The sequence below is a fragment of the Brevibacillus brevis genome (assembly GCF_900637055.1).
GTDB lineage: Bacteria > Bacillota > Bacilli > Brevibacillales > Brevibacillaceae > Brevibacillus > Brevibacillus brevis.
Genome location: NZ_LR134338.1, coordinates 5,325,846 through 5,342,037, shown reverse-complemented (window position 1 = coordinate 5,342,037; position 16,192 = coordinate 5,325,846). Strand labels below are relative to the sequence as shown.

Here is a 16,192-nt window from a genome sequence, read left to right as displayed (position 1 = left end):
GAATGACGACGGGGAAAAGGCTAGTCCACTATGCAGCCATTTTTAAAAAGACGATTCTTCTGGCGATCCTGATGCTCTCCATATCAGTTGGGGCAGAGCTGACGGGACCGTTTTTGGCGAAAGAAATGATCAATACGCACATACTTGGCATTGAATTCCCTTGGTATGAGACTGCACAGCGTGAGGGTTCCGTACAATATAAAGGGAAGTATTACACGAGACAGGATCATCTGGCAGCAGGGGAGAGTAGAGGCGGGGAAGTTCGTGTTCTCCAGATAGGAAGCGACTATTATTTCCTGAACCAGGCGATTTCGTTTGATGGACAGCGTTCGATAGAGGATGGGAAGCTCGTTATTGTAAAAGGTTCGGAAAGAGCGGAGTATCAGGCAACACGATTAAGCAATCAGGAGATATTCGAATTTTTCCGGCCAGAGACAAGGGGCTTGTTCACGCTGGCTGCTCTTTATTTCGGATTATTGGTAGTTGCTTCGCTTTTCCACTATGGACAAAAGTTCTTATGGCAAAAATCAGCGAATCAGGTCATCGAGAGACTGCGTATTGATGTGTTCGCGCATATTCAACGATTGCCCATTCAATATTTCGATCATCTCCCTGCCGGGAAGGTGGTTGCTCGTGTCACAAACGATACCGAGGCAATCCGTGAGCTGTTTACGAATGTACTCGGCAACTTCATTACGAGCGGGATTTATTTAATCGGTATTTTCGTGGCGCTGTTCTTGCTTGATGTACGACTCGCGCTCGTTTGTCTGGTCATTTTGCCTATCATGGTTGTGTGGATTTACTTGTACCGCAAGTACGCTTCTGCATTCAACCATGTGATTCGGGCACGCATTAGCGACATCAACGGGATGATTAACGAGTCGATCCAAGGGATGCCGATCATTCAGGCATTTCGCAGAGAAAAGGAGACGATGCGGGAATTCGGCGAACTGAACGAAGAGCTTTTCACCTATCAAAATAAAATGCTGCGGCTCAATGCGACCGCTTCGTTTAACCTGGTTCAGTTCATCCGCAATATCGCGTTTGTGTTGTTCATCTGGTATTTCGGCGGTGCCTCCCTCGGGATAGGTACACTGCTCTCGCTTGGTGTCCTCTACGCATTCGTCGATTATCTCAATCGCTTATTCCAGCCGATGACGCAGATCGTCAACCAATTGGCGAACCTGGAGCAATCGCTCGTTGCAGCGTCACGTGTGTTTGAGCTGCTGGATGAAGAGGGCGTTGACGTTGATCCTGCAAAGGTTCCTTGCTATCAGGGGAATGTCCGCTTTGATGATGTTTCTTTTGCCTACAAAGACGACCAATACGTGCTGAAAAACATTTCATTTGAAGCTTGGCCTGGAGAGACAGTGGCACTGGTTGGTCACACAGGCTCGGGAAAAAGCTCGATTATCAATCTGTTACTCCGTTTCTATGATGTAAACAGTGGAGCGATTATGATTGATGGGCGCAATGTGCAGGAGTTTTCCAAACAGCAGCTTCGTCAGCATATGGCTATTGTTTTGCAGGACCCGTTTTTGTTTACAGGAACGATTCGTTCCAATGTCAGTCTGGATGATCCGTCGATTTCGCAGGAAAAAGTAGAGAAAGCCTTGTGTGATGTAGGGGCAGATCAACTGTTCCGCAGTCTTCCGAAAGGATTCGATGAACCCGTTATCGAGAAGGGCAGCACGCTTTCACTCGGACAGCGTCAGTTAATTTCGTTTGCGCGTGCTCTCGCGTTTGATCCGGCTATCCTCATTCTGGATGAAGCGACTGCCAGCATCGACACGGAAACAGAGGGCATTATTCAAAATGCACTTGAGGTGTTGAAAAAAGGGAGAACGACCTTCATCATTGCTCATCGCCTGTCTACGATCAAAAATGCAGATCAAATTCTCGTACTGGATCGAGGCAGAATTGTAGAGCGAGGAAAGCATGAGGACTTGATGGAGAAGCAAGGCAGGTACTATCAGATGTATCAATTGCAGCAAGGGAACAAAGAAGCGCGGGTGCAAGAGGCAGTAGGAAAGCACGGAAACGCCCCAGCTCTGACCTAGTTTTTTCTACTCTTTTTGCCTGCTGAACGGTAAGATAGAGCATATGGACTTTTCAGGAGGGATCATCATGCCACATCTTATCGTTCGAGGCATTCAAGCCGAACAAATGGCAACGATTAGCGAACCGCTTGCAGTGGAGCTTGCTGCACTATGCCAATGCGGCACGGACAATTTCACGATCGAATGCTTACAGACGACAGGCGTTTTTGGCGGGAAAATCGTGGAGTCGTTTCCTTTTATCGAAGTAGCGTGGTTCGAGCGTGGGCAAGAAGTTCGTGACCAGTTTGCCCAGATTGTAACAAAGCATGTCCTATCTCTTGGCATTCCAGAAGTAGAGATGGCATTTGTCGCTTATCAAAAAGAAAGCTATTATGCCAACGGAGAGCATTTCTAAAGCGAAGCCGACAGGTGCTGTCGATTTCCCGGGAAAGAATCAAGACATTCGACAAGAGTACGAACAAACAAATGAATGCAAGCATGGAATAAGGGTGTTCCTTTCGTAAGTACGAGGTTTTTCGTACGAAACGGGTGGAACACCCTTTTTATTTGTATAGCCAAAAATTTCTAAAATAGGTGTCACAAACAAAAGATGCCAGTTGTTATTCATAGTGAGAGGAGGGCAAACAGTGGAAAAAACAGAGATAGAGCGCCTGCTGATTGAGATAAAAGCAGGTTCTCTTGAGCAATACGAACTTATTATCGATCACTATCAACAACCGATCTTTACATACTGCTATCACATGCTCGGTCATCGCCAAGATGCGGAAGACGCTGTCCAGGAAGTCCTGTTTCGTGCCTACGAGCATCTTGACCAGTATACGTACTCACTGTCATTTTCTGCATGGCTGTACCGGATCGCTTACAACCATTGTGCGAATGTGCTAAAGCGCAGGAAATTAAGCCGCGTATTGCCCTTTTTGTACAACCGTGATCAGGATGGACGCAATTATGTCGAGGAGAGCATCGACAGCAATTATTTCGGGGAGCCGCTAGAACAAATTTGGAAGCGGCTGTCTGCCGAAGAACGAACACTCATTTTCTTGCGTGTGCTAGAGGAAAGAGAGTACGAGGAAATATCGGAGCTGATGGACAAAAAGCCTGCGGCTCTGCGCAAGCAATTTGAACGCGTTTTGAAAAAGTGCAAACGTTATTTGCCAACGATGGAAGGGGTGGCCGCTAATGGACAAAAATCCGTTTAATCGCATGCAAGACATGCTGAGAGCGAAGCCAGTCCCGAAAGTCGATGTCAAACATAAAGTCATGGCAGCAATTCGTGCCAAGGAAAACAAGGAGGAAAAAGTCGTGAAAAAGAAAATTGGCTTGCTAGTCACTGTAGGTATGCTCGTCGGAGCGTCTTCCGTATGGGCGGGAGTAGAAATGATCCAGTTGAAAAATGAGAAGGGCGAAGTGATCTATGAAGTTTCCCAACATACAGATCAGCAACAACAAAAAATGCTGGAGCGCCTTTCTCCTGAGGAAAGAGCTAAACTAGATGCGTTAAAAAAAGAAAGCCAGCAGAGGAGTAAAATCGTTACAGATATTATGAATGGCTTGAAGCCGGGAACCACTGCCGCTATTTACTGGGTGCCCACAAAAGAAGAGGAAGAAAGATACAAGGACATGAAGTTTGTTAAGGGCAAACATCCGAATGTTGATGTTGTTACGAAACCGGTTGAATACAAAGGGTGGAAGGAAATGGAGCCTCTTGTTGGGGAGATGTTTACGTTACCAGCCGAGCTCGAGGGAGGGTACCCCTTTGATTATGGAGTGATAAACTATGAGGATAGCGACAAGTACGATGTAGAAGCGATGAAGGCTGAAGCAATCAAACACAACAAAAAATACATCGTAAAGGAAATACCTGCAAGCAACAAATTTGACAGCGCAAGTGTCTACTATAAGTCTCAGAAAGGAAATGTAGGGGTAGAAGTAAGACTACTCGAGGACGATAGCAATGGTATGGGTACAAACGCCCAGAATATTGAAAAAGTCATGGTAGGTAAGAATGAGGCAGTGCTTGCCAAACATACCTTTAAGGATGGCAGTGCCTCTCAATGGATCTCATGGGTGAAAAACGGTACCAAGTTGCAATATATGGTCGATGCTTCAGAGGAAGTGGCATCCAAAGACGAGCTGATTAAAATCGCAGAGCAAATCAACGAAACGAAATAACCATAATCCAAATAGAGGAGTACCACAAAGCGCCAGTTTGGCTTGTGGTACTCCTTTTCTATCTCTAATTGCTTATGTCACTCAACTTGCTCACCTTTTTACCCATCAACTGCTTCAAGCCATCCATGTTAATCAGGATAATCCCGACAATAATCGTGATTCCCCCTACGAACGACAGGAGATAAAGCGGCTCATTGTACAGGATGACGCCCAAGCTTAAGGCAATCAACGGAGAGATATAGAGCCACGTGGAGGGAAACACAGGATTGGTTTTGGCAACGAGCCAATAGAATATGGTGTGCCCCATCATGGAACCCACGACGATCAAGTACAGGAGCGAGAGGATCGCATTTGCCGTGAGCATCGATTCGACATGCACTTGCTCGGTGAACAGAGATAATACAAGCAGCATGGCTCCTCCATACATCATCTGTGCTGCATTCAAAGCGATGGGTGAAGTATCTTGAAACCGTTGGATGACGCTACGGGAGTAAACGGTACCAGCAGAATAAAAGATTTGCCCGAATATGACTGCCATGCACCCTGTAAGCCAAAGCAGACTGAATGAGATGGTCACACCGGGTAAAATCAGCAAAAAGACACCAACAAAGGCAACCAAGCAACCCGCCCACGCAATACCGGGGAGCTTTTGCCGAGAAATGCCTGTTTGAAGCAGCATGACCATAAGCGGTGCTGTTGCCGATAAAATCGCGGCGATTCCTGAGCTTATATGCTGCTCCGCCCAATACAAGGTGGCAAATGTCCCAAATGTCAAACCGATACCAGTAAGGAACATTTCTTTATGAAGCAGCAGCGATAGTCGCGCCTGTTTTTTCCAGAGCATAAACGAAAACAAAATGACACCTGCCAGAAAGAACCGAAGTCCTCCTGAGAAAAACGGCGGCGCCCCCGCATCAATCCCGACTTTGATTGCCAGAAAAGTCGTTCCGAATATCAAGCACATGATCACATAATTAAGCAGTACCATTATGATTCCTCCCTTTTCCTCATCATAAAGGGAAGGGAATAGAACAGATAATATGGAATAGAACAGATGTGAAGGTCAGTGATTTATCATGGGGGAAAGGGGGGAGCTTGCATAAAAAGGGAGGCTCTTTCAAATAGTCATTCTGATAAGCTGTTCGAGCAAGTGTATGAATATCTTCTGGACCGGATCAGACGCGAAGAGTGGAGGGTACACGAGAAGCTTCCTTCTGTTCGAACGTTGGCGTTGGAATTGAATGTGCATCGCCTGACGGTTTTTAAAGCATTTCAATTATTAAAACAAAACCGCCATGTGTATGTGAAGGATAAGTCGGGGTATTATGTACAACCGAGCAGCCTGCTGCCAGTAGAGTCGATGGATGATCCAATCGTTTCTGCCTATGTGCACAAGAGTCACCTTTCTGAAATTCATCAGGTGCAGGCGACCTATCAATTTTCCAAAGCATTGATCGAGCCGAATTTATTGCCAAATCACTACTTTTCCGAGTACGTGAAGAAAGTGTTTGATCTGTATCCAAAAGTGCTAGGTACCTATTCCACCACACAAGGAGATCAGGAGCTGCGGGAAGCACTGTGCAGCTATTATATCAGCCGTTATCATTTCCACCTGTCACCCGATGAGCTGATGATCACATCCGGTTCGCAGGAAGCGATTGATTTGGTTGCCAGAGTCCTCGTAAAGCCGCGTGATGTCGTGTTGCTGGAGAGACCCACTTACAGTCCTGCCATCGATGTATTCAGAAGACAGGGCGCCAAAATAATTCCGGTTGAGATTCATCCGCATGGTTATGATTTGGAGCAGGTTGAACGGTTGCTGCAAAAAGAAAAACCGCGTCTGTTTTATCTCAATCCGACCTTTCATAATCCAACGGGCTATACCGTTCCCGCCGAACAACGGAAGAGACTGGTAGAGCTGGCTGCGAAATATCAGTGTCTGATCGTAGAGGATGATCCGTGCCGCGATATGTACTTTGGCGATGAGCCTCCACTGCCGTTTTTTTCTTACGATACGGAGGGGTACGTCATTTATTTGCGCAGCTTTAGCAAGTACATCGCGCCGGGGCTCAGTATTGCCACTGTGGCATGTCGTCCATCTATGATGAACTATTTGATTCAAGCGAAATCACTGTCAGACAGCGGAGCACCCCTATTGAATCAAAAGATTTTTTTGCATTATTTCTTCTCCGAACGAATGCAGCAGCATTTGGCAAAGTTGCGGATTGCATTGGCCATTCGCCGGGATATCATGGAGGATGAGCTGTCAGTGACCGACTGGGAGTGGTCCAGCCCACCAGGAGGCTTTAATTTATGGGTAAAGCTGCCTGATTCCGTCCCAATGGAAAGTCTTCTGGGCAAATGCATAGAGCAATCCATTACGTTTGTTCCCGGTGCGATCTGTGACCCGCTGCGAGAGCTGAGCTCTTGGATACGCCTCAGTTATTCTTATTTGAATGAACAACAGCTGCGGGATGGTTTGCAAAGGCTCGTTAGTACGGTTCGCCAGTTGGATATAAAGGAATGAAGAAAGGCTGCTGACATGATGGTCGACAGCCTGTAGCCCACTCGTATAACGGGTGGGCTTTTTTCTTGCTTTGTGATTGTCATAGGAACGGAAAATACCCGTGGCTGTACTTCCATATTCCATCTCTCAAACAAATGCTCTGTTCATAGGTTAGTTCACATCGAATTCGTTGATTAGCTATGGGGTACATAAGGTTACTCGGTTCTGAACTGTGGCCTAACCCCAAGATGTGACCAATCTCATGGGCCAATGTAGATGGCGCAATAGCATTTGCATTAAGAAAAACGGAAGGGCGATGCTTAATAATACCGTACAAGGCAAGGTGTTCTGAAGGGCTGGCCCTCTTCCATTTCCGCAGCAGCAAAGATAGTTTTTCGATTGCCCGTTGATTGCAGAATGTTGCAGCACCGGGTATATGAACGCCAGCAGATATACCATCAGGAGGGATTGAAGTAAGGTAGTAGATGTTAATACAAGGTAGTCGTTGTTTTGTTTTTCTCCAACCTCCTGCACGAGCGGCTTCAATAAAAAAATCCCGCAAGTCGTGGGATGAGTTGAAGCTATGCTGAAGCCTGTCATTTTCGAAGATATCATTTTCTTCATGGAACACGAGATTCATCCATGGAAAACCATTCACTTCAGCGTTCCTATCAAAATAACGTTGCGCATAGACAACGTTTTGTTTCACCGTAGACTTGGCTATTTCCATATCCTCAAATGCACCTTTCTGTACAATAACATTTAATGAGAAATGTGCGGTTTTTCTCCTCGTTAGAGAGTTAGACATTGTTGATCACTCTTTTCTTCCTGGACTTTTTTGTGCGCTTGGCAAATACCCAAATTGAGGAAATGAAGTGACGAACAAGTTGTGTCGAGAATATCTTGCAGCAAGACGAATTGAAGTACTCTAACTCCCCTCGTAGTAGGTTTTGTTGATCATACGTTGGGAGAGTTAGGGTTATTAAGTCATGTCCTAGGACATGAAAAAGGGAGGAAAACAAGTGAGCAGTGATTTCAGGAGAGATTTTGAAAGTATGGAAGTAAGCAGGATCGATGCAAGCAGCATGTTTTATAATAGTAGTGATTCTGGGGATTTATACCAATATCGATGTGGAGATAGATGCGGTTGTAGAGACAGATGCGGTTGTAGAGACAGATGCGGTTGCAGAGACAGATGCGGTTGTAGAGACAGATGCAGATGTTATGACAGATGTAGATGTTATGACAGATGCAGATGTTATGACAGATGCAGATGTTATGATAGATGCAGATCCAGATGTTGGGACTGATGTTGCGATAGGCGTCTAAAGGGTAAGATATAGAAATGCTGATAGAAGGGCCATAATCCATGATTATCGTGGGTTATGGCTTTTTTTCTTCCCCATCATTTTTTGACAAGAAGGACAAATTGCAGAGCATAAGATCAAAATAGTTGTGAAAGACATATTTCCGAAATCAGGGCACGGGAGGAGGCATAAAATGACGTCTGTCAACCCATCCATGCGACTAAAAGTAAAAGGGGATACGTATTACGTTCCAGATCCAGACGGCCGTGTGTATTTTCAAAACAATCTAGGATCATTTCAGATGGAAGGGAAGGGAATTGACAAGTGGATTGAAAAACTGATGCCCTTGTTTAACGGGGAACATACATTGGGAGAATTGACAACTGGGCTGTCTGAACAGCGTAGAAATCACATATATCAGATTGCAGACATGCTGTACCAAAACGGCTTTGTCCACGATTGGAGCAGTCAGCTTTCACACCAGTTATCTAAGGAAATTATGGAGAAATACGCTCCTCAGATAGAATTTTTGAACAGCTTCACTGATTCCGCTGCTTATCGTTTTCAGTTGTACCGTCAAACCAAAGTGCTGGCCGTTGGCTCTGGTCCCCTACTTTCTGCTTTGGTTGCAGCATTGTTGGAATCAGGATTGCCTGCCATATACATAGCCACTACCCATTCCATGGAGACCAATCGGGAACGTTTGTGGGAATTGGCAGCACATGCTCGAAAAGAGGACTCCGAGGTAAAGCTGGAGGAAATTTACCTGCAAAAAAATGATCGGGATGGTTGGCAGAAGGCTGTGCAGACTTTTCAAGTTGTCTTATATGTACAACAAGAAGGCGACCTTGAGGAATTGCGGGTGCTTTATTCGATTTGCAAGGAACAAAACAAAATCTTTATTCCAGCTATTTACCACGACCAAGTGGGAATTGCGGGGCCAGTTTTACGTCCAGATGCAGATGGATGTTTTGAATCGGCCAGGCGCCGAATCCACCGATCTTCATTCAAGAACGGCTCTTGTTTCAGTGCTTATTCCCCCATTTCCGCTGCCATGTTAGCAAACATCGTTGTGTTTGAATTGCTGAAGACCATTACAGGGACATCTGGGCAGGAAAATAAAATCTTTCTCATGAATTTGGAGACGATGGAAGGAGAGTGGCATCCGTTTACCCCTCACCCTCTGGTGACTGGTGGTGCACGTGTGAAATGGGTGAAGGACACGAATCTACTTTTTGAACAACGTCTTCCTCAAAATGGCTCATATGATTTGCCAGCATTCTTTGGTTCGTTAACATCGGAGCAAACAGGAATTTTTCATACTTGGGACGAGGGGGATTTGGAACAACTCCCATTGGCGCAATGCCGAGTGGTAGTAGTTGATCCCATATCCGAAGGTCCGGTAGAGTTACTTGCAGACATCGTTTGTTCAGCTTTGACGCATGATGGAGCTAGGCGTGAAGCAGGATTGGCGGGAATTGAAGCGTATGCATCGAGAATGGCTAAACCGCTATTTGGAACTGAGGAATTTATTGGGATAGGCGCGGGTGAGACAGTTCCGGAAGCCGTTACCCGAGGATTGCAAAAGAGTTTGACAGCAGAGCTGCGTAAACAGCTCGAAAACCACCAAACGGCTGTTTATCCAGTTGAGCTGAACTCAATAGAAGATAAACATTCTCTTTTTTACTTACAGGCTCTGACAATCATGAACGGCCCACCGACGGTATGCCTGGGGGAGGAAATATCAGGCTTCCCGGTAGTCTGGATAGGCACAAATGATCGCTGGTATTACAGCGTATGCTTACATCTGACTATGGGATTGCGCACCGCATTGCAGCAGGCGTTATGGGTAAACCATAACCCATCTCTTAGCCAAACAACGACATATGGGATTAATCCGTCCTCCATTGTAGTAAAAGAAAAGCTTCCACACAGTTTAGTCATCCCCACAGTTGAAGAGGCAGCACACTCCGAAATGTTGCAAGCCGCCTTGTCCTCTTTGCGACGAAACAATAAAGAGCTGTTCGTTTGTGAATTGGAATTGGAGCAAGTCTTTAAAGAGGAATTGGCAGGAGTATTTGGTGTGCTGTTGCGAAAGGATGAATCCTGATGAGCACAGTCCTGATGATTGTCGGAGAGGGATTGTTAGCGGATTTCGTATATCGAAACCTGTCCAGTCAATACAGTGTCGTGCAGCAGCCTGATTGTAAGGCTGATATACCCAAAGAGGTGGAATTGGCTTTAGTACTGCATGATTTCTGGCATCCTTCCATTCATCTGCAGGCTGAAGAGGTGTTCAAGAAGGCTGGCATTCCTTGGTTAAGGGGCTTTGTTTCATTTGGAGAGGGCGTAGTAGGACCACTCGTGGGACCACGTATGCAAGGATGTCCGCAGTGTGCCGACTTCCGAAGACTGATGACCCGCAAAAACCGGAGAGATCTGAGAGAAATTCAACTCCAGCTAAAAAATCAAAAGAAACGACAGCGTGATGCATGGGCATCAAATACGGGAATGTACCAATTAGCGAACATGATCACAGCGGAAGCGCAAAGAGTGTTACAGGGCAGTCGCCCATATACAGAACAAAGAACAAGAATCCATTTGGTAAACTTGCAAACTCTGGCGACCTCAGAGCACTTCTTTTTGCCAAATCCAATATGTGAGGTATGTGGGGAATTGCCTGAGGATACACCTGAGGCCGCACGTATTACTCTTCAACCAAGACCAAAGGCAAATCCCAACAGTTATCGAATCTGTTCGCTAGATGTTTTTAAGGAAGTCCTCATTCAGGAGTATCTCGATTTTCGAACTGGCATGATCAACCAAAAAACAAAAGACCACCTGACCCCATTTGCTGTCATGAGCGTGAATCTGCCGATGATAACGTCTAATGAAGGAGCAGCCGGGCGAACTCTTTCTTATGAGCAGAGTGAACTGACAGCCATCCTGGAGGCATTGGAGCGATACGCAGGTCTGCATCCACGAGGCAAAAGAACGGTCATCTGCGACAGTTATGAGAAGGTGAAAGACCACGCGCTCAACCCGCTGAAGATCGGGCTGCATTCGGAGGAACAGTATGCAAGTCCTGGTTATCCCTTCCAAAGATTTGATCCAAAACGGCCGATGAATTGGGTATGGGGTTATTCATTTTTTAAGGAGAAGCCAATCTTGGTACCAGAATCGATTGCCTACTACGACCTGAAAGATGACTTCGTCTATGAAAACTCCAATGGTTGCGCGTTAGGCAGGTGTCTAGAGGAGGCTATTTTCTACGGTATATTGGAAGTGGTGGAACGAGACGCATTTCTTTTGACATGGTACGCACAACTGCCTTTACCGCGTCTTGATCCTGAATCTGCGAAAGACAAAGAATTGCTCTTGATGATAGAGCGAATAAAAGCAGTGGCAGGTTACGATTTGTATTTGTATAACGCGACAATGGAGAATGGGATACCAAGTGTTTGGGCCATTACGAAAAACAGGAAACAGAAGGGAGTCAATCTCGTCTGTGCCGCCGGGTCTCATCCGGATCCGTTGCGAGCTGTAAAAACTGCGGTGCATGAACTGGCCGACATGCTGTTAACACTGGATGAAAAATATGAAACGCATCGGGAAGAGTTTCTGCAAATGCTGCACGATCCCTTCCGGGTGCAAAGCATGGAAGACCATGGTATGCTGTACAGTCTGCCTGAAGCGGAAGAGCGACTGCACTTTTTGCTTCATGATGATCGGCCCATGCGAACATTTGACGAGGAGTTTAAGCTGCAGGCAGGTCATCATGACCTGACGGATGATTTGAAAGGCATTCTGCAGATTTTTAAGCAATTAAACCTCGAAGTGATAGTGGTTAACCAGACGACACCAGAAATGATCAGGAATGAACTGTACAGCGTGAAAGTTCTGATCCCTGGGATGCTGCCGATGACGTTTGGCTATCACTTAACCCGCGTAACAGGACTGGATCGTGTCTTGAACGTACCCATGCAGCTTGGCTATACCAAACATCCCCTGACATATGAACAACTGAATCCGCATCCGCATCCATTTCCATAGGTCTTGAAGTAGGAGGAAAAAGTATGCGCAGGGATGTATTTTTGCACAATCTGCTGTATGACATCGAAAAAATTATCCCCGCCGACTGGACAGTAGATTGGGAAGATTCCCCTCTGGTTTATAAGATCTATCGCGAACTGCCTGTCGTGCCGCTTTCGTTAGAAGTTCCGCTGTCTCTTGAACACGGCAGAAATAAACAATCATCGAAGCCAACCATTCGTGATATTGGCCATTTTCTCTGGGTCACATTTGGTCTTACCCGAGTGTCTGATCCAGGTAATGACTGGGATTCCTTCGACCAAAGATCAGAGGAGTTATTTCGAAGATTTGTTCCGTCTGGAGGGGCTTTGTATCCAAGCGAATTATACGTGTATGTAAACATGGATGACTTGCCCGCGGGAGTGTACCATTACGACGCTGCCCATCATCGTTTGGTGTTGCTGCGCAAAGGAAATTGCGATTCATATCTGGCAAAGGCTCTGGGTTACTATTGCGACATGTCAGAGTGTTTTGCTGCCGTATTTGTATCGACAATGTTTTGGAAAAATTTCTTTAAGTATCATAATCTGTCGTACCGCCTCCAAGGCTTGGATGCAGGGGTACTGATTGGCCAACTGCTTGAAGCAGCAAAAAGGTTTGGTTTTACAACAGGTGTTTACTATCAATTTCTCGATCGAGCCGTCAATCATCTGCTGGGGCTGAACCAATGGGAAGAAAGCGTATATGCGGTGATTCCTCTCTCGATAAAATCAGATATCAATTGGTTTGCCCATAAGCGTGAAGGAATGGCAATTGTCTTGGATAAAGAATTGTATCAGAAGTTACCCGCTGTTCAGCATCATTCCTATATCCGTTCTCGAAGGATTAGAAAGTATCCCATGCTGATAAAGTTGAATGAGGCATCGAAGTTCGAATCAACGGACTGCTTTCATCGGGTACGGGGAGAAAAAAAGCCTGCCTTTGGAGGTCCTTCTCTGGCATTACCAAACGTAAAACCTTTAAACTGGGATCTTATGGAGGCGAGCCGAAAGAGGTTTTCACCTGGTGAGCGCTTCATTTTACGCGAAGTGAGTCAACAGCAATTAGCCACTCTTTTCCGTGAGGCGACAAATGCTTTCTTCTACCGAAATGATCTGGATCGAATAGATATCCCCGAAATCCAAGAACAACCGAGGACTCGAGTTTCGTTGTACTGCTGTCTCTATTCTGTGGAGGGTATTCCCGCTGGCGCCTATTATTATGATTATCTTTCTCATAAATTAAGGCTCATTCGTCTTGGAGACCATCGCCCCATATTAAAACAGGCAATGACTATGAGCGACTTCGATGTTCCGATCTGCCTGCATGTGGTAGGGGACTATCATTACTACAGACATAAACTCGGATACAGAGGATATCGTATTCAACAAATGGAAGCGGGTATACTTGTACAAAAATTACTGTTGGTAGCTTCTTCGATCGGATTGGCAGGCCATCCGCTTCTCGATTATGATGCAAAAACATGCGATAAAATCTACAAAATCACGAATGTAAACCAAAGCTGTTTAATACAAGTACCTGTTGGGCCCTATCGTTTACCCAATACGTTAACCGGACATTTGTACGTATAGGAAGGAGCTGAAGCACACGTAAACAGACATCAATTACGCAGCGACCATTTCCCGATATTTCACTGGGGAGCGGTCGTTTCGTTTTCCCCATGAAAAAATCCCCCTCCGATCACAACGTCTAAATCCATCTTCAGCCGATGTCTTTTTTACGTTGTCTACTGTAAGGGGATATTACCACGAACTTATTTCGATTTGCTTACTTGATCGAGATGATTCACCAGCTCTACGGTTCCAGCCAACTTTACGATTGATGAAGGCGAGTTTTTGGAGAATGCGCCATTGATCTTGGATGGGCTGGTTCGCATTTTCAAACTGAGCAGCGATGGGAGAGAGGTTACATTGTACAGGCTATCGGCTGGCGAGTGCTGCCCACTCATCGCGTCTAGCATTTTGGGAGAAACGGTGTATGAAGCCTCTGCTTGTGCGGAATAATCCGTATTTGAAAATACAAAAATGTGTAGGAAGAAATATGTACTGTGTTATACTGAGTCTACCATTTACTGTTCCTGTAACATTCCCTACTCCATTTACGCGAGTAGGGTTTTTTATTTGTGTTTCAGAAAACTAAAAAACAGACCCCTTAAGGAGTCTGTTTTTTGTGTATGGCTATATTAAACTTTTTGAACGTTAGTAGCTTGTGGTCCGCGTTGGCCTTGTTCTACGTCAAAAGTAACTTTTTGACCTTCGTCAAGGGATTTGAAACCTTCGCCTTGGATAGCAGAGAAGTGAACAAATACGTCTTCTTTACCTTCGCGCTCAATAAAACCAAAACCTTTTTCTGCGTTAAACCATTTTACTGTACCTTGTTCCATTGTTGTTGCCTCCTAGTGTGTAGCACACATATATTACTATCCTTGCTCTCAGGATCATCAAGACGATAATTTGTTATCTACGCTATCCGTTGCTTCGAACAAAAATAATTCTTTACTAGCATAACAGGATATTGAACGGATAGCAAATGATTCACGTATGTTGACGAAAGAAAATACAGAGGAGCCACTATCCTAACTCCAATCTGTCCTTATTTCACAAGCTTTTATTCAGATCAGTCAATTCCTTGGCTGTCAGATTGCGCCATTGCCCCAATTTCAAATTCCCTAGTGTGATGTTCATGATGCGTACCCGTTCAAGCTTTCGCACCTGATAACCAAAAGCCTGACACATCCGTCTGATTTGCCGATTCAGTCCTTGCGTCAGCACGATATTGAAGACACGGTCGCTGACTCTGGTTACTTTGCAAGGCTTTGTGGTCGTTCCGAGAATACGTACGCCGTTTGCCATTCCGTGCAAGAAATTCGCCGTGATGGGCTTATCTACCGTGACGATGTACTCTTTGTCATGATTGTTCTCGGCACGCAAAATTTTGTTTACGATATCCCCGTCATTTGTCAACAGGATGAGGCCTTGCGAATCCTTATCCAGACGCCCGATAGGAAAAATCCGCTCCGGGTGATTCACGAAATCGATGATGTTGCCTTTGATGTGCAGTTCAGTTGTACACGTAATTCCGACAGGCTTGTTCAAGGCGATGTAGACATCTTTCTTTTTGGCGCCGAGCGGCTGTCCATCGATGCGCACATCATCTCCTGGCGCAGCCGTACTTCCCAATTCCGCGAGTTGACCATTGATCGTCACGCGCTTGGCCTCGATTAATTTATCGGCTTCTCTTCGCGAGCAAATGCCGGTTTCACTGATGAACTTATTAATTCTCATGAGACGTTCCTTTCGCTATTGCTGCTGCTTTTCCAGTTTTTCCAGTAGTTTTTTTCGCCAAGGCTGGGCCAATTCCTCTACCTCGAGCATACGCTGTATCGTCTCTTGGGATGGTGACTTGTCGTGGAAGTATAAGTGGTGAATTGACGCTACCGTTACTTGTTTTGGATGCGCAGTGACGAGGGTAATCTTCGAGTCTGGCTTAATCGTCCCTTCCTGCAAGACACGGAAGAAATAGCCCGTATAGCCCATTTCCACCACCGCTTTGAGCAGCTGGTTATTGTTGTTGCGCTTGTTGATGGTCGCGCAAGGATATCTGCCCTGGGTCACTTGCAGGATGGTATCACCGAATTGATACACATCCCCGATGCAGACCTGCTCTTCGGTCATGCCAGCGAGCGTGAGATTTTCTCCGAATGCTGCATTGGTCAGAGGTTGGCCGAATAACTTCTCCCAATGGGCATAATGTTCAAAAGGATACGCACAGACGACGCGGTCTGGGCCGCCGTGGTACTCTGGATTCGCAATATCGTCGTCATCAATTTTCTCGGAACGGACAACGAGCTCGCCTGCTTCCTCCTTCCAAATGCCGGAGAGATATTCTTTGCCGTTGTACATATTACTTTTAGGCAATCCTTTACTAATCGTAACGATTTTTCTGTTCAACTAATGCTCACTCCCAGCCTGTACGATTGCTTCTCTTTTTATCCCCATACTATACCACATTCCCTAATATCCTCCACAGCGGATGGGCACCAGCCGTAGCTTCTG

The 16,192-nt window shown here is 45.7% G+C and carries 15 protein-coding genes; 10 read left to right on the top strand and 5 right to left on the bottom strand.

Annotated elements, in window-relative coordinates; genetic code table 11:
- The first annotated feature begins 2 nt into the window (after positions 1–2).
- The 4 genes from EL268_RS25960 (at position 3) to EL268_RS25945 (ending at position 4,232) form a co-directional block, all read left to right on the top strand.
- Positions 3–2,060: an ABC transporter ATP-binding protein gene (locus EL268_RS25960; RefSeq protein WP_106654093.1), complete on the top strand. Its 2,058-nt coding sequence runs from the start codon at positions 3–5 to the stop codon at positions 2,058–2,060.
- 67 nt (positions 2,061–2,127) lie between these two features.
- Positions 2,128–2,454 (top strand): DUF1904 family protein, encoded by a 327-nt coding sequence (locus tag EL268_RS25955; protein ID WP_047073417.1) that lies wholly within the window; start codon positions 2,128–2,130, stop codon positions 2,452–2,454.
- A gap of 232 nt (positions 2,455–2,686) precedes the next feature.
- The gene (locus EL268_RS25950) at positions 2,687–3,259 is read left to right on the top strand and encodes an RNA polymerase sigma factor (protein ID WP_106654094.1); all 573 of its coding nucleotides are present in this window, start codon (positions 2,687–2,689) and stop codon (positions 3,257–3,259) included.
- Positions 3,240–4,232: a hypothetical protein gene (locus EL268_RS25945; RefSeq protein WP_047073421.1), complete on the top strand. Its 993-nt coding sequence runs from the start codon at positions 3,240–3,242 to the stop codon at positions 4,230–4,232. Before EL268_RS25950 ends, EL268_RS25945 begins: the two co-directional genes overlap by 20 nt.
- A gap of 64 nt (positions 4,233–4,296) precedes the next feature.
- Here EL268_RS25945 and EL268_RS25940 read toward each other — a convergent pair whose 3' ends face one another.
- Positions 4,297–5,220: a DMT family transporter gene (locus EL268_RS25940; protein ID WP_106654095.1), complete on the bottom strand. Its 924-nt coding sequence runs from the start codon at positions 5,218–5,220 to the stop codon at positions 4,297–4,299.
- Positions 5,221–5,331: 111 nt separating this feature from the next.
- On the opposite strand from EL268_RS25940, the gene EL268_RS25935 reads away from it, so the two are divergent.
- Positions 5,332–6,759 (top strand): aminotransferase-like domain-containing protein, encoded by a 1,428-nt coding sequence (locus tag EL268_RS25935; protein ID WP_106654280.1) that lies wholly within the window; start codon positions 5,332–5,334, stop codon positions 6,757–6,759.
- A 79-nt stretch (positions 6,760–6,838) separates the two neighbouring features.
- On the opposite strand, the gene EL268_RS25930 is transcribed toward EL268_RS25935, so the two are convergent.
- Positions 6,839–7,546 carry a matrixin family metalloprotease gene (locus tag EL268_RS25930; protein ID WP_106654096.1) on the bottom strand — a complete coding sequence of 236 codons (708 nt, stop codon included), beginning with the start codon at positions 7,544–7,546 and terminating at the stop codon, positions 6,839–6,841.
- A 266-nt stretch (positions 7,547–7,812) separates the two neighbouring features.
- On the opposite strand from EL268_RS25930, the gene EL268_RS25925 reads away from it, so the two are divergent.
- From EL268_RS25925 to EL268_RS33885, 5 genes are all read left to right on the top strand, one after another.
- On the top strand, positions 7,813–8,067 hold the full coding sequence (locus EL268_RS25925; RefSeq protein ID WP_164724529.1) for a hypothetical protein: 255 nt from the start codon (positions 7,813–7,815) through the stop codon (positions 8,065–8,067).
- A gap of 171 nt (positions 8,068–8,238) precedes the next feature.
- Entirely contained in the window at positions 8,239–10,155 is a 1,917-nt protein-coding gene (locus tag EL268_RS25920) for a putative thiazole-containing bacteriocin maturation protein (protein WP_106654097.1), read from the top strand.
- Entirely contained in the window at positions 10,155–12,098 is a 1,944-nt protein-coding gene (locus EL268_RS25915) for a TOMM precursor leader peptide-binding protein (RefSeq protein WP_106654098.1), read from the top strand. The genes EL268_RS25920 and EL268_RS25915 overlap by 1 nt, the downstream gene beginning before the upstream one ends.
- Positions 12,099–12,121: 23 nt before the next feature.
- Entirely contained in the window at positions 12,122–13,708 is a 1,587-nt protein-coding gene (locus EL268_RS25910) for a SagB family peptide dehydrogenase (protein ID WP_106654099.1), read from the top strand.
- A 264-nt stretch (positions 13,709–13,972) separates the two neighbouring features.
- Complete coding sequence (locus EL268_RS33885) at positions 13,973–14,140, top strand: cyclic nucleotide-binding domain-containing protein (protein WP_331251411.1); 168 nt, start codon at positions 13,973–13,975, stop codon at positions 14,138–14,140.
- Between the two features lie 179 nt (positions 14,141–14,319).
- On the opposite strand, the gene EL268_RS25900 is transcribed toward EL268_RS33885, so the two are convergent.
- From EL268_RS25900 to EL268_RS25890, 3 genes are all read right to left on the bottom strand, one after another.
- Entirely contained in the window at positions 14,320–14,520 is a 201-nt protein-coding gene (locus tag EL268_RS25900) for a cold-shock protein (RefSeq protein ID WP_048031267.1), read from the bottom strand.
- 214 nt (positions 14,521–14,734) lie between these two features.
- The gene (gene rluF / locus EL268_RS25895) at positions 14,735–15,421 is read right to left on the bottom strand and encodes a 23S rRNA pseudouridine(2604) synthase RluF (RefSeq protein WP_106654100.1); all 687 of its coding nucleotides are present in this window, start codon (positions 15,419–15,421) and stop codon (positions 14,735–14,737) included.
- 15 nt (positions 15,422–15,436) lie between these two features.
- Positions 15,437–16,087: an MOSC domain-containing protein gene (locus tag EL268_RS25890; RefSeq protein WP_106654101.1), complete on the bottom strand. Its 651-nt coding sequence runs from the start codon at positions 16,085–16,087 to the stop codon at positions 15,437–15,439.
- Positions 16,088–16,192 lie beyond the last annotated feature (105 nt).